Consider the following 11,858-nt stretch of genomic DNA (forward strand, 5'->3'; position numbering starts at 1 on the left):
GTGCCGTCGGAATCGGGGGAGTGGCGCTCGCCCGTAGACTGTCGTGGTGTCTGAAATCACCCCTGATCTCGTCCGCCATCTCGGCGTGCTGGCCCGCATCCAGCTCGACGACGCGGAGGTGGAGCGCCTGACCGGCCAGCTCTCCGCGATCGTCGACAACATCGCGAAGGTGTCGGAGGTCGCGACGCCGGACGTGCCCGCCACGAGCCACCCGATCCCGCTCGAGAACGTCTTCCGCGCCGATGTCGTCGGCGAGATGCTGACGACGGCGCAGGTGCTGCAGAATGCGCCGGACGCCACCGAGGACCGCTTCAAGGTCACCGCGATCCTGGGGGAGGAGCAGTGAGCGACCTCACGCGCCTGAGCGCGGCGGACCTGTCCGCGAAGCTGACCGCCGGTGAGGTCTCGAGCGTCGAGGCGACGCGCGCGCACCTCGACCGCATCGCCGACGTCGACGGCGACGTGCACGCCTTCCTCCACGTGAGCGACCACGCTCTCGAGGTCGCCGAGGGCATCGACCGGCGTCGCGCCGCGGGAGAGCAGCTGGGCGAACTCGCGGGCGTTCCGCTCGCGATCAAGGACGTGCTCGTCACGACCGACATGCCCTCCACGAGTGGATCGAAGATCCTCGAGGGCTTCATGTCGCCCTACGACGCGACCGTCGTCGCGCGCTCGCGCGCCGCCGGGCTCGTGCCGCTCGGCAAGACCAACATGGACGAGTTCGCGATGGGCTCCTCCACGGAGCACTCGGCGTACGGCCCGACCCGCAACCCGTGGGACCTCGACCGCATCCCGGGCGGATCCGGCGGTGGCTCGGCCGCCGCCGTGGCGGCTTTCGAGGCGCCGATCGCGCTCGGCTCCGACACGGGCGGCTCGATCCGCCAGCCCGCGCACGTCACCGGCACGGTCGGCATGAAGCCCACCTACGGTGGCGTCAGCCGCTTCGGTGCGATCGCGCTGGCCTCCTCTCTCGACCAGGTCGGCCCCGTCTCGCGCACCGTGCTCGACTCGGCCCTCCTGCATGACGTCATCGGCGGGCACGACGCGCACGATGCGACGTCGTTGACGGATGCCTGGCCGTCCTTCGCCGCCGCGGCCCGCGAGGGCGCGACGGGCGAGGTCCTCAAAGGGCTGCGCGTCGGCGTCATCCGCGAGCTCCCCGACTCGGGCTTCCAGCGGGGAGTCTCCGCGTCGTTCCGCTCCGCGCTCGCGCTGCTCGAGGCGCAGGGCGCCGAGATCGTCGAGGTCAGCGCGCCGCACGTCGAGTACGGCGTCGCCGCCTATTACCTGATCCTTCCCGCGGAGGCATCCAGCAACCTGGCCAAGTTCGACTCGGTGCGTTTCGGTCTGCGGGTCGACGTGCCCGGCGGCACCGTCGAGGACGTCATGGCGCGCTCGCGCGAGATCGGCTTCGGCGACGAGGTGAAGCGCCGCATCATCCTCGGCACGTATGCCCTGTCGGCCGGCTACTACGACGCGTACTACGGCAGCGCGCAGAAGGTGCGCACGCTCATCCAGCGCGACTTCGATGCGGCGTTCGCCCAGGTCGACGTCATCGCGACGCCGTCGGCGCCGACGACCGCGTTCAAGATCGGCGAGAAGATCGACGACCCGCTGCAGATGTACCTCAACGACGTCACGACGATCCCGGTGAACCTCGCGGGAGTTCCAGGGATCTCGATCCCGTCGGGTCTCGCCGAGGAGGACGGCCTGCCCGTGGGCATCCAGTTCATCGCCCCCGCCCGCGAGGACGCGCGCCTCTACCGCGTGGGAGCCGCCGCCGAGGCACTGCTCGTCGACTCGTGGGGCGGTCCGCTGCTGGACCGTGCCCCGCTTCTGGGAGGGAACCGCTGATGGCCAAGGCCGCACTCATGGACTTCGACGAGGCACTGAAGCTGTACGAGCCGGTGCTCGGCTTCGAGGTGCACGTCGAGCTGAACACCCGCACGAAGATGTTCTCGCCCGCGGCGAACCCCGCGCACGAGTCGAACCACGACGCGGCACCGAACACGCTGGTCGCGCCGGTCGATATGGGCCTTCCCGGCTCGCTGCCGGTGGTCAACGAGCAGGCCGTGCGTTTCTCTATCAGTCTGGGGCTGGCGCTCGGGTGCTCGATCGCGCCGTCGAGCCGGTTCGCGCGTAAGAACTACTTCTATCCCGACCTCGGCAAGAACTACCAGATCTCACAGTACGACGAGCCGATCGCGTTCGAGGGGCAGGTCGAGGTCGAGCTCGAGGGCGGCGACATCGTGACCGTGCCGATCGAGCGCGCCCACATGGAAGAGGATGCCGGCAAGCTCACCCACGTCGGGGGCGCTACCGGCCGCATCCAGGGCGCCGAGTACTCGCTCGTCGACTACAACCGTGCCGGTGTGCCGCTCGTGGAGATCGTCACGAAGCCGATCTTCGGGGCCGAGCATCGGGCCCCCGAGCTGGCCGCCGCGTACGTGCGGGCGATCCGCGACATCGTGCTGTCGCTCGGGATCTCCGAGGCCCGGATGGAGCGTGGCAACCTGCGCTGCGACGCGAACGTCTCGCTCCGCCCGCGGGGCCAGGAGAAGCTCGGCACGCGTACCGAGACGAAGAACGTCAACTCCATGCGTTCGGTCGAACGGGCGGTCCGTTACGAGATCCAGCGGCAGGCCGCGATCCTCGCCGCCGGCGGCACCATCACGCAGGAGACCCGGCACTGGCACGAGGACACCGGGACGACCTCGCCCGGGCGTCCGAAGTCGGATGCCGACGACTACCGCTACTTCCCCGAGCCCGACCTGCTGCCGGTCGCGCCGCCCGTCGAGCTGATCGAGTCGCTGCGCGCCGCCCTGCCCGAGCCGCCCGCGGTGCGTCGTCGCCGCCTGAAGGGCGACTGGGGCTTCACCGACCTGGAGTTCCAGGACGTCGTCAACGGCGGGCTGCTCGCCGAGCTCGAGGCGACCGTCGCTGCGGGCGCCACCCCCGCCGCCGCCCGCAAGTGGTGGACGGGGGAGATCACCCGCATCGCCAACGCGCAGGGCGTCGAGCCCGGTTCGCTCGTCGAGCCGGCATCCATCGCCGCCCTGCAGCAGCTCGTCGACGCCGGAACGCTCACCGACAAGCTGGCCCGTCAGGTGCTGGAGGGCGTCATCGCCGGGGAAGGCACGCCGCAGGAGGTCGTGGATGCGCGGGGGCTCGCGGTCGTCTCGGACGACGGTGCCCTGATCGCCGCGATCGACGAGGCACTCGCCGCGCAGCCCGACGTGCTCGCGAAGATCCGCGACGGCAAGGTGCAGGCAGCCGGCGCCGTCATCGGCGCCGTCATGAAGGCCATGAAGGGTCAAGCGGACGCCGCCCGGGTGCGCGAGCTCGTGCTGGAGCGTGCCGCCGGCTGACGCAGCCGCTTCCACGATGCCGCGCCTCGGGTCCACCGGGGCGCGGCATCGTGCATGTCGGGGGTCTCGACCAGAATGGACGACGTGGGACGAGGCGACGGCAGTGGGCGGCGGGTATCGCCCGACGACGCCGATGACACCGGCACGCGCATCCTGCATGTCGACATGGATGCCTTCTACGCGTCCGTCGAAGTGCTCCACGATCCCGCCCTCGCCGGTAAGCCGCTGATCGTCGGGGGCATGGAGGGGCGCGGGGTCGTCTCGAGCGCGTCGTACGAGGCGCGCCGGTACGGCGTGCGATCGGCGATGGGCGTCGCGCAGGCGCTGCGGCTGTGTCCGCAGGCGATCGTCGTCGTGCCGCACTTCGAGCGCTACTCCGCGCTGTCACGTCAGGTGATGGGGATCTTCCAGGAGATCACTCCGCTCGTCGAGCCGCTGTCCATCGACGAGGCGTTCCTCGACGTGTCAGGCGCACGGCGGCTGTGGGGATCGCCGGGCGAGATCGCGCGGATGCTGCGGGCGCGGGTCCTCGCCGAGACCGGACTCGTCTGCAGCGTCGGAGTCGCAGCGACCAAGCATGTCGCGAAGATCGCCTCGACCATGTCGAAGCCCGACGGTCTGCTGATCGTGAGCGAGCCCGAAACCGCCCCCTTTCTCGCGGCGCTTCCGGTGCGGGCGTTGTGGGGCGTCGGACCCAAGGCGGCGGAGGCTCTCGAGGCGCGGGGCATCCGACTCGTCTCCGACATCCTCGCGTCGCCTCAGCGCGTCATCGAACGTGCGCTCGGACCCACCGGCGGCGAACGGGTCTGGCTCCTCGCGCACGGCCAGGATCCGCGCGAGGTCGAAACCGAGCGGGTCGAGAAGAGCATCGGCCATGAAGAGACGTTCCTGCACGACATCGCCGACCGGGCGACGTTGCGCAGCGAGCTGCGCCGTCTCGCCGACCGGGTAGCCGGGCGCCTGCGCGGTGGCGGCTGGGAGGCGCGCACCATCTCTCTGAAGCTGCGGTACGCAGACTTCACGACGCTGTCGCGCGCGAGCACTCTGGCCGAGCCGACCGACGTGGGGCAGCGGATCGGCGACGTCGCGATCGGTCTGTTCGACGAGCTCGAGCTGGCCCAGCCCGTCCGCCTCATCGGTGTGCGCGCCGAGAAGCTGCGCCCCGGGGGCGGTGCCGCCCTCACCCTCTGGGACGACGACGAGGACTGGCGCCGCGTCGACGCCGCGCTCGACGACGCGCGCGACCGATTCGGCGGCGGCGCCGTCACCCGCGCGAGCGTCCTCGGACCGCGCCGTGACGTCAACGCGCTTCCGACGAATCCACGGCTTCCGCGCGAGTGAGGGCCGTCGCGCCCGCGCACGGCACCGGCTACGGTGGTCGTATGCCCAATCTCGCACTCGAACTCGCCAAGCAGACCGCGTCCCTGGGCGTCACGAGCGTCTACGGCGAACAGCAGGACGTCGACGGCGTACGCCTCGTCCCCGTCGCGGTCTCGTGGTCGGGGTTCGGTGCCGGAGACGACGGCAACGGCGCTGCCGGTGGCGGCGGCGGAGGGGCGGCGTTCCCCGTCGGGGCCTACATCCGACGCGGTGACGGCGTGAGCTTCGAGCCCAACATCGTCTCGCTGCTGGCCGTGGGCATCCCCTTCGTCTGGGTGACCGGTCGGGCACTCAGCCGCATCATCCGTGCCCTCAAGCGCTGACGGCGTCGACGCCGCGATAGAGGCCGTGCTCGTCCGCGTGCGCGCGGATGTCGCCCGTCTCGAGGCCACGCCCGGAACGGCGCCGGTCGCCATCCTCATCGACGGCCAGTCGGGAGCCGGCAAGACCACGCTCGCGGCCCGCCTCGCCGCGGCATGGCCGGGCGATGTGAACGTCGTCGCCCTCGACGACGTCTACCCGGGCTGGGACGGGTTGGACGCCGGTGCCGAGACGGCGCGCACACAGATCCTCGAGCCGTGGTGCGCGGGGCGCACGGCACGCTGGCACCGCTGGGACTGGGCGCGGTCCGCGCCGGGCGCCGAGATGACGACCGCTCCCGAAGTTCCCCTGATCATCGAGGGATCCGGCGTGCTGACCGCGGCGTCCGCCGCCCTCGCACCCATTCGCGTCTGGCTGGAGAGCCCCGCCGGTACCCGACGTGCGCGCGCACTGGCCCGCGACGGCGACACCTACCGACCGCATTGGGATCGGTGGGCGGATCAGGAGCGCCGGCACCTCGACCGCGACCGACCACGCGACTTGGCGACGCTGGTGGCCGAGATCCCCTGACGGTGCCGGCCGACGACCTGTTGCGGCTCAGTCTTCGAGGGCCTGCAGCAGCCCTTCGAGGCGGAAGCCGAGCCAGTTGTAGATCCCGAAGCGCGGGTCATCGGACTCGCCCTGCTCATCGTCCGTGACGCCGAGTCGTGCCGCCATGACCAGGCGCAAAGCGGTGAGGGTGCGCAGCCACGCGGCGACGGATGCGTCGTGCAGCTCGACGACGACGGGCGCCGTCGCGTCCTCCGGGGCGACCTCTTCCGGTCTGAGAGTGCGACCGTCGCGTTGCAGAGTCGAGAGGACGACGGCCGCGTCATCGCGTCGCCGGTCGAGCAGATCCGCCTGCGTGAGCCTGCGGAACTCGTCGGCCGCGGCGGGATCGTCCCGGTAGGCGTCCGGGACGAGACGCACGATCGCGGGATCGTCGAGCGCCACGTCATCGACGGTCTCGCCGATGAGCTCGCCGAACTGCGTCACCAGGTCGGAGAGGTGCGCAGCTTCCAGCAGCGACATCTCCAGCAGCACACGTGTCATGATCCGCCTTCCCGCACGGTGGCCCAGAGCCCGTAATCGTGCATGGCCTGCACGTGCATCTCCATCGGTTCGCGCGCGCCTTCGGCCACCACGGCGTGCCCGACGTGGTGAACGGCGAGCATCAAGCGCTCCGCGTGCTCCCGCGAATAGCCGAAGTGCTCGCGGAACACGTGCACGACATAGCTCATCAGGTTCACCGGGTCGTTCCAGACGACCGCCTGCCAGGGGCGGGAACTCTGTGAGGCGGATGCCAGGTCGACGTCCTCGAGGGGCAGAACGGCGGACACCGCGGTCACGCCCATCCGAGATCGTGCAGACGCGCATCGTCGATGCCGTAGAAGTGGGCGATCTCGTGGACGAGCGTGGTGTGCACCTCGTCGCGCAGTTCGTCGAGGTCGTCGCAGACGTCGAGGTGCGGATCGCGATACACGATGATCCGATCCGGCAGGTCGCCGATGCCGTAGCGGTCGCGCTCCGTGAGGGCGAGGCCGTCGTAAAGGCCGAGGAGGTCGAGCGAGCCGTCCTCAGGGCGGTCCTCGACGACGAACACCACGTTGTCGAGCCCGTTCAGCATGTCTGCCGGGAGGGCATCGAGTTCGTCGGCGACGAGATCGTCGAACGCGTCGGCATCCATCTCGATCATGCAGTGCCTCCGGAGGAGGAGAAAGTGGGGTGGCTAACGGGGCTTGAACCCGCGACCCCCGCGACCACAACGCGGTGCTCTACCAACTGAGCTATAGCCACCATGTGCCCGTCGCCGGGCAACCAGACGAGTCTATTACACGTCCGAGGCATATGTTGACACAGCCGCTGCCGCCGCGTCACGTGCCTCGTCGCTCGTGGGGCCGGGCGCAGGCACGAAAACGGCCTGGCGGTAGTAGGCCAGTTCGCGGATCGACTCGCGGATGTCGGCCAGAGCGCGATGCCCGCCGTCCTTCGTCGGCGCGTTGAAGTAGGCCCGCGGATACCAGCGGCGTGACAGCTCCTTCACGCTGGACACGTCGACGTTCCGATAGTGCAGCCACCGGTCGATCCGCGGCATGTACTTCGCGAGGAACATGCGATCCGTGCCGATCGTGTTGCCCGCCAGGGGGGCCTTGCCTTCCGCCACGAATCGTTGGATGTACTCCAGAGCCTGGAACTCGGCGTCGGCGAGGCTGACGCCGTGGGGGATCTCTTCGAGCAACCCGGAGGTCTCGTGCATCTTCGTGACGAACTCGCCCATGTGCTCCAGCGCGGAATCGTCGGGCTTGATCACGATCTGGAAGCCCTCGTGCACCGGTGTGAGCTCGAAATCGGTGACCACGATCGCGATCTCGACGAGCTCGTCGACCTCGAGATCAAGGCCCGTCATCTCGCAGTCGATCCAGACGAGACGGTCATTCTCCGCGGCGTTCACCATGGACGCCATCCTACCGAGCAGTGCGGACGCCGGCCCGTGCGGCGCTACGCTGGATGGGCGCCTCCGTAGCTCAGCGGAAGAGCAACGGCCTTCTAATCCGTTGGTCGCAGGTTCGAATCCTGCCGGGGGCACCACAGCAATCGTTCTCGAGCGCATCCTCTTTCCGGTGGGTGGCGTTCGGTCGATGCGCGGCGTACGGTCGAGGCAGACGAAGGAGTCACCATGAGCACCGTTCCGTCCGCTGTGTGGGTTGCCTACGGATCCGAGGGCCGGGTCGTCGGCACGATACGTCGCGGCGACGAGGGCTACACTGCCACCGTCGCCGGAGCCGACGCCAGCATCGGCACCTACCCGAGCATGGACATCGCCAAGAACGCCTTGCACGGGCATCTGACCCCGGGGTCGGAGTGGCCGACCTTCCGCGAGCACTGACGACCTCACGCCGGCGGTCTCCCGGCGGCAACGGGCGCGGGTGACGCGGTGCGCTCTCGGAGCGCGCGACGACGCCGGTCGAAGAGCGGAAGTGCGCGGTGCACCAGCGGCCCGATCCCTGCGGCGAACAGCACGGTGCCGAGTCCGACCGAGCCGCCGAGTAGCCATCCGACGAACAGGACGGATGCCTCGACGACGAGCCGTGCGATCCAGATCGGCCACCCGAAGCGTGCGTGAAGTCCGGTCATGAGCCCATCTCGAGGTCCGGCGCCGAAGTCGGCCCCGATGTACAGGCCCGAGGCGAGGGCGAGCAGCAGCATCCCGGCGACGAACACCGCGATGCCGAGCGGAAAGCCCTCGACGATCGGTATCACGGCGAGCGATGCCTGCATGCTGGTGCCCACGAGGAGGATGTTGGCCACGGTGCCGATACCCGGGCGTTGCCGTAGCGGAAGCCACAGCAGCAGCACGAGGAAGCCGACGATGTTCGTGATCCACCCGATCCCGATTCCGGTGTGTGCGGCCACGCCCTGAGCGAAGACGGTCCACGGGTCGACGCCGATGCCGGCGCGGACCATGACGGCGCAGGCGGTGCCGTACAGGACGAGGCCGATGAGCAACTGGGTGATTCTGGCGGGCATACGGACATCTCACCGCAGAATTGGCACTGAGGCTCCAGTCCACTTCGACTATCGTGGCTTCATGGACTCCCGGATCACCGCTCGGGCCCTCGCTGCGGCGCTGGGCGGGTGGCGCACGCGCGAGCCCGCGTACGAGGCGCTGGCGGACGGCATCCGTCTGCTCTGTCTCGACAACCGCATCGCCGCTCGTACGGCGTTGCCGGCGGAGCGGGAGCTCGCCACCGCGGTCCGGGTGAGCCGCACCACGGTCGCTGCCGCGTACCGCAGCCTGCGTGGCAGTGGTCACATCGCGAGCAGGCGCGGATCGGGCAGCGTCACGGTGCCGCAGCGCGGTCGTGAGCCGGGGCGCGTGGTGGCGGGGGAGGGTGACATCGATCTGCAGCAGGCGAGCCCCGCGGCCTGGCCGGGGCTCGCAGGCCTGATGAGCGAGGTCGGCGCCGACGCTGCGTCGCTCGTCGCCCGGGCCGGGTACGACATCCGCGGCTCGCTGGCCCTGCGATCCGCGATCGCGGATCGCTATCGACGTGCCGGCGTTCCGACCACGCCCGACGAGGTCATGGTGACGACGGGCGCCCAGTCCGCGATCCACCTGTTGGCGCACGCCCTCATGCGCCGGGGAGACCGCGCGCTGATCGAGACACCGACGTATCCCCATGCGGCCGAGGCGCTGCGCGGGGCCGGCGCCCGACTCGTCGGCGTGCCGGTGAGCGCCGCCCACGGATGGGACATGGATCGGGCGACCCAGGCGTTCTCTCGTGCCGCTCCGGTCGTGGCCTACCTCATGCCTCGTTTCCAGAACCCCACCGGACGCTCGATGAGCTTCGACGAGGAGGAGGCGTTGGCTCGAGCCGCGCGACGGGCCGGCACCGTCATCGTCGTCGACGAGACCACGGCAGACCTCGTCATCGATGGCGGCGCGGCAACGGCCCCGGCCTTCACCCGACACGACGTCGTGCGCGTCGGATCGCTCGGCAAGTCCGTCTGGGGCGGACTGCGGATCGGGTGGATCCGGGCCGACGGAGATCTCGTGGCACGTCTCATCGCCTCCCGACCGCCACGAGATCTGGGTACGCCCGAGTTCGAACAGGCCGTGGCCGTGCGGGCGCTGGAGCGGATGCCCGAGGTGCTCCGACAGCGCGCCGATCTTCTGGGCGAGGGTCGCGACGCCCTCGTCGGCGCCCTGGCCGAGCGGTTGCCCGCGTGGCGCGTCCCGCAGGTCGCGGGTGGCGTGTCGCTCTGGGTGGAGCTCGACGCGCCGCTGAGCTCGGGCCTCGTCCTCGCCGCGCGCGCAGACGGCGTCTATCTCTCCGCCGGCTCTCGCTTCGCTGTGGACGGCACGCATGATCGTCATCTGCGCATCCCGTTCACGGCGCCGGTCAGCGACCTGCGTCGCGCCGTCGATGTGCTTGCCGAGCGGTGGCCGCACGTGCGTGCGTCGGCTCCCGTCGATCACGACGATCTCGTCGAGGGTCTCGTCTGAGCGAGTGCTCCTCCGGGGGTGGGCGATGCCCGCAACCGGTCTCGCATCGCGCAGACACGCGCGCTCGTCATCGGAGATAGCGCAGGCAGTCGACCGCTTCGCGCGCGGTCCAGAACGAGCCGAGAGCACGCAGTCGCGCGGCGGCCAGGTCGAATCGCTCGGCGTGGAATCGCACTCCCTCCGGCTGGCATTCCGTGCGCAGATGGCCCAGCACCCGACCGGCGCGGTCGAGCACTCGCCATCTCGTCGCCGAGACGGAGCGAAAAGTGACTCCGCGAACGTGCGGTGTCGTGTCATCCGTGGTCGTCGTGGTGGTCATGTCTTCCTCCTGATTCGAACATAGCTTCGATGTCCGACAGTGCTCGTCCCCGTCCGTCTCGGCGGCCGATCCGGCCCTCCCCAGGGCAGCGGATGCGTCATCCCTCCACATTCGGCGCCCTCGCCCCACATGGCAGCAGACCCGGCCGACAAGCTGATCCTGCTCCGGCGCCCGACGTGGGCACGCGGGTGCCGGAGCGGCATCGCAGAAACACTGCGACCGCGAAGCACGAGGAAAGGTGCGTCATGTCAGATCTCATCGCCGTCACCGGCAACATCACCTCATCGCCGACCAGGCACGACATCGCCGGCAACGTGTCGATGGTGACCTTCGGCGTCGCCAGCACCGAGCGTCGCTGGGAGAACGGCTCATGGAGCGACGGTCACACCAACTTCTACAACGTGTCGGTGTTCCGCTCCCTCGCCGAACACGCGTTCGCGTCGCTCGGGAAGGGCCAGCGCGTGATCGTCGCCGGCAAGCTCCGCGTCCGCCGCTGGGAGGCGAACGGACGGAGTGGAACGAGCGTCGATCTCGAGGCGACGAGTCTCGGTCCCGATCTGATGTTCGGAGTCGCGTCGTTCGTCAAGGACGCCCGGGCCACCGCCGACGACGGACGCCCACGGGGGACCGAGGACTGGGCGCCCGACGGCTCGGTCGAGGGCCCGGTCGACGGCTCCACAGGAGAGATCCTGTCGTCCGGCTCCGAGGCCGACGCCGTCGCGCCCGAGACGCACGGCGAACTCGTCACGGTCTCCGGCTGGGGAGCGCCGTCGGAGCAGACGAGCACGCCGTTCTGAGCGGGAGGGGGTGTCGAGACGCCGCCCCGACGGCGAGGGCTCCGCGGCGAGCGCGCCGCTCGGTGCGCAGGGCGGCTCTCCCGCCGGGCGGCGCTCATCGCACCGCCTAGACTCGACGGGTGCGCCTTCTCGCTCTCCACCCGTCCCGATTCGCCGTCGCGTGCACGATCGGACTGGTCGCCGCGCTCGGCGTGGCCGGATGCGCACCGACGCCGACGCCCCTGCCGGCTCCGTCGACATCGGCCACCCCGACGGCGACTCCGACTCCGACCGCCACCGCGCCGGTGCTCGTGCCGGAGGGGTCCGCGGCGGACAATCTGCCGCTGTTCCGCGAGGTGATGAACGCCGTCGCCGCTACCGACGCGCGCGTGCAGGGCCGCGCCTACATCGACGCGCTCGTCGCGGCAGGGTTCCCGAAGACCGCCATGGAGCTGACGAATGACCAGACGACGGTGGGGAACCCCGCCGACTCGATCCAGTTCTCGGTGAAGTGGGCGGGGGAGTGTCTGGTCGGTCAGGTGGGGCCGTCGACGCCGGCGCCTACCGCGCTCGTTCTTCCGCTCGTTCCGGGCGACACGTGCCTGGTCGGGCAGACCCGCCCCATCGACTGGTGAGGTGTACGCGGT

16 protein-coding genes and 2 tRNA genes are annotated in these 11,858 nt (G+C 70.1%); 11 read left to right on the top strand and 7 right to left on the bottom strand.

The window, feature by feature from the left end; all coding sequences use genetic code 11:
• Positions 1 to 46 precede the first annotated feature (46 nt).
• The 6 genes from gatC (at position 47) to JOE64_RS06410 (ending at position 5,639) form a co-directional block, all read left to right on the top strand.
• Positions 47 to 346: an Asp-tRNA(Asn)/Glu-tRNA(Gln) amidotransferase subunit GatC gene (gatC, locus tag JOE64_RS06385; protein ID WP_204963481.1), complete on the top strand. Its 300-nt coding sequence runs from the start codon at positions 47 to 49 to the stop codon at positions 344 to 346.
• Complete coding sequence (gene gatA, locus JOE64_RS06390; RefSeq protein WP_204963482.1) at positions 343 to 1,854, top strand: Asp-tRNA(Asn)/Glu-tRNA(Gln) amidotransferase subunit GatA; 1,512 nt, start codon at positions 343 to 345, stop codon at positions 1,852 to 1,854. The genes gatC and gatA overlap by 4 nt, the downstream gene beginning before the upstream one ends.
• On the top strand, positions 1,854 to 3,368 hold the full coding sequence (gatB, locus tag JOE64_RS06395) for an Asp-tRNA(Asn)/Glu-tRNA(Gln) amidotransferase subunit GatB (protein ID WP_204963483.1): 1,515 nt from the start codon (positions 1,854 to 1,856) through the stop codon (positions 3,366 to 3,368). The genes gatA and gatB overlap by 1 nt, the downstream gene beginning before the upstream one ends.
• A gap of 84 nt (positions 3,369 to 3,452) precedes the next feature.
• The gene (gene dinB / locus JOE64_RS06400) at positions 3,453 to 4,709 is read left to right on the top strand and encodes a DNA polymerase IV (protein ID WP_204963484.1); all 1,257 of its coding nucleotides are present in this window, start codon (positions 3,453 to 3,455) and stop codon (positions 4,707 to 4,709) included.
• A 41-nt stretch (positions 4,710 to 4,750) separates the two neighbouring features.
• Complete coding sequence (locus JOE64_RS06405) at positions 4,751 to 5,071, top strand: hypothetical protein (protein ID WP_204963485.1); 321 nt, start codon at positions 4,751 to 4,753, stop codon at positions 5,069 to 5,071.
• Positions 5,055 to 5,639, top strand: a complete 585-nt coding sequence (locus JOE64_RS06410) for a zeta toxin family protein (RefSeq protein ID WP_204963486.1) — start codon at positions 5,055 to 5,057, stop codon at positions 5,637 to 5,639. The genes JOE64_RS06405 and JOE64_RS06410 overlap by 17 nt, the downstream gene beginning before the upstream one ends.
• 27 nt (positions 5,640 to 5,666) lie before the next feature.
• On the opposite strand, the gene JOE64_RS06415 is transcribed toward JOE64_RS06410, so the two are convergent.
• The 5 genes from JOE64_RS06415 to orn form a co-directional block, all read right to left on the bottom strand.
• Positions 5,667 to 6,161 carry a DUF2017 family protein gene (locus JOE64_RS06415; RefSeq protein ID WP_204963487.1) on the bottom strand — a complete coding sequence of 165 codons (495 nt, stop codon included), beginning with the start codon at positions 6,159 to 6,161 and terminating at the stop codon, positions 5,667 to 5,669.
• Positions 6,158 to 6,463, bottom strand: a complete 306-nt coding sequence (clpS, locus tag JOE64_RS06420) for an ATP-dependent Clp protease adapter ClpS (RefSeq protein ID WP_204963488.1) — start codon at positions 6,461 to 6,463, stop codon at positions 6,158 to 6,160. Before clpS ends, JOE64_RS06415 begins: the two co-directional genes overlap by 4 nt.
• Complete coding sequence (locus tag JOE64_RS06425) at positions 6,454 to 6,804, bottom strand: metallopeptidase family protein (protein WP_204963489.1); 351 nt, start codon at positions 6,802 to 6,804, stop codon at positions 6,454 to 6,456. The genes clpS and JOE64_RS06425 overlap by 10 nt, the downstream gene beginning before the upstream one ends.
• Positions 6,805 to 6,829: 25 nt before the next feature.
• Positions 6,830 to 6,905: transfer RNA gene (locus JOE64_RS06430), tRNA-His, on the bottom strand.
• A 34-nt stretch (positions 6,906 to 6,939) separates the two neighbouring features.
• Positions 6,940 to 7,563 carry an oligoribonuclease gene (gene orn / locus JOE64_RS06435; RefSeq protein ID WP_204963490.1) on the bottom strand — a complete coding sequence of 208 codons (624 nt, stop codon included), beginning with the start codon at positions 7,561 to 7,563 and terminating at the stop codon, positions 6,940 to 6,942.
• Positions 7,564 to 7,622: 59 nt separating this feature from the next.
• Here orn and JOE64_RS06440 point away from each other — a divergent pair.
• A tRNA-Arg gene (locus JOE64_RS06440) sits at positions 7,623 to 7,697 on the top strand.
• 88 nt (positions 7,698 to 7,785) lie between these two features.
• A complete protein-coding gene (locus tag JOE64_RS06445; RefSeq protein ID WP_204963491.1) occupies positions 7,786 to 7,995 on the top strand; it encodes a methyltransferase in 210 nt (69 codons plus the stop codon).
• Between the two features lie 5 nt (positions 7,996 to 8,000).
• On the opposite strand, the gene yczE is transcribed toward JOE64_RS06445, so the two are convergent.
• Positions 8,001 to 8,636 carry a membrane protein YczE gene (yczE, locus tag JOE64_RS06450; protein ID WP_204963492.1) on the bottom strand — a complete coding sequence of 212 codons (636 nt, stop codon included), beginning with the start codon at positions 8,634 to 8,636 and terminating at the stop codon, positions 8,001 to 8,003.
• Positions 8,637 to 8,697: 61 nt separating this feature from the next.
• Here yczE and yczR point away from each other — a divergent pair, with 61 nt between their 5' ends.
• Positions 8,698 to 10,116, top strand: a complete 1,419-nt coding sequence (gene yczR / locus JOE64_RS06455; RefSeq protein WP_204963493.1) for a MocR-like transcription factor YczR — start codon at positions 8,698 to 8,700, stop codon at positions 10,114 to 10,116.
• A 67-nt stretch (positions 10,117 to 10,183) separates the two neighbouring features.
• Here yczR and JOE64_RS06460 read toward each other — a convergent pair whose 3' ends face one another.
• Entirely contained in the window at positions 10,184 to 10,435 is a 252-nt protein-coding gene (locus JOE64_RS06460; RefSeq protein ID WP_204963494.1) for a DNA mismatch repair protein, read from the bottom strand.
• A gap of 245 nt (positions 10,436 to 10,680) precedes the next feature.
• Between JOE64_RS06460 and JOE64_RS06465 the strand changes: the two genes are divergently transcribed.
• Positions 10,681 to 11,232, top strand: coding sequence for a single-stranded DNA-binding protein (locus tag JOE64_RS06465; RefSeq protein WP_204963495.1), 552 nt, complete (start codon positions 10,681 to 10,683; stop codon positions 11,230 to 11,232).
• A gap of 119 nt (positions 11,233 to 11,351) precedes the next feature.
• Complete coding sequence (locus tag JOE64_RS14505; RefSeq protein WP_271202555.1) at positions 11,352 to 11,846, top strand: DUF6993 domain-containing protein; 495 nt, start codon at positions 11,352 to 11,354, stop codon at positions 11,844 to 11,846.
• Positions 11,847 to 11,858 lie beyond the last annotated feature (12 nt).

It is taken from the genome of Microbacterium dextranolyticum, assembly GCF_016907295.1.
In the GTDB taxonomy this organism is placed as follows: domain Bacteria; phylum Actinomycetota; class Actinomycetes; order Actinomycetales; family Microbacteriaceae; genus Microbacterium; species Microbacterium dextranolyticum.